This window comes from Dactylosporangium sucinum (assembly GCF_014647515.1).
In the GTDB taxonomy this organism is placed as follows: Bacteria; Actinomycetota; Actinomycetes; order Mycobacteriales; family Micromonosporaceae; genus Dactylosporangium; species Dactylosporangium sucinum.
Window position 1 is genome coordinate 1 of record NZ_BMPI01000106.1, and the last position, 771, is coordinate 771.

Annotated in this window: 1 protein-coding gene; it reads left to right on the forward strand. The window is 71.2% G+C overall.

The features are described from left to right. Nucleotides 1-61: 61 nt before the first annotated feature. Nucleotides 62-771 (forward strand): sigma factor-like helix-turn-helix DNA-binding protein (locus tag IEZ31_RS57900; RefSeq protein ID WP_373294855.1); only part of this gene is annotated, 710 nt, incomplete at its 3' end.

Consider the following 771-nt stretch of genomic DNA (forward strand, 5'->3'; position numbering starts at 1 on the left):
CAACCTGGTGGCCGACCACTTCAAGTCCGGGCGGTACCGGCTCGAGGTGACGACGGGCGACGTGCTCGACGCCGACCCGGCCGACGACGCGGGGCTACTTGATGCGGTTCGGCGACTGCGGCCACAGCAGCAGGAGTGCGTCGTGTTGCGGTTCCTGCTCGGCTTCTCCGTGATGGAGACCGCGCAGGCCATGAACATCGGTGAGCGCACCGTCGCGGTGCTGCAATACCTGGCTGCGGATGCGCTGCCCCGTCAGCGGCCCGCGGTGCCGGACTACGTTCCGGCCGAATGGTCCGGCGAACCGAATCGGACGGCTGGTATCGCTCTGCGATGGCCGGTGTTGCACCGCAATCGGAGCGCGCGACTCGCGCAGTTGCTGGATGAAGCCGCCGGATCCAAGCGGCGACGCACCTGGACCAAGTTCGACGATTCCCTGACCGACCTGGTGACGGTCGGTCAGCGACTCTCCCAGCTCCCGGTCAAGGTCGAGGCGCAGCAGGAGTTCCGCGTCGGGCTCCGGGCGATGCTCCTGGCCACGGCCGAGCGGGAAGGCATCGGCGTCACGGTCAAAGAGCCGGAACCGACGTCCCGGGCGCCCCTGCGGTCGCTGCGCCGCCCGGCGGGCAGTGGCCCCGCCGTGAGCCGCCGGACCCGCAGCCGCGGCGCGATCGTCGTCGGCCTCGCAGCGGGCACCCTCGCCCTGTCGGGCATGTCGGCCGCGAGCGGCGACGCGATCCCGGGCGACGCGCTGTACTCGGTCAAGCGGTCCAC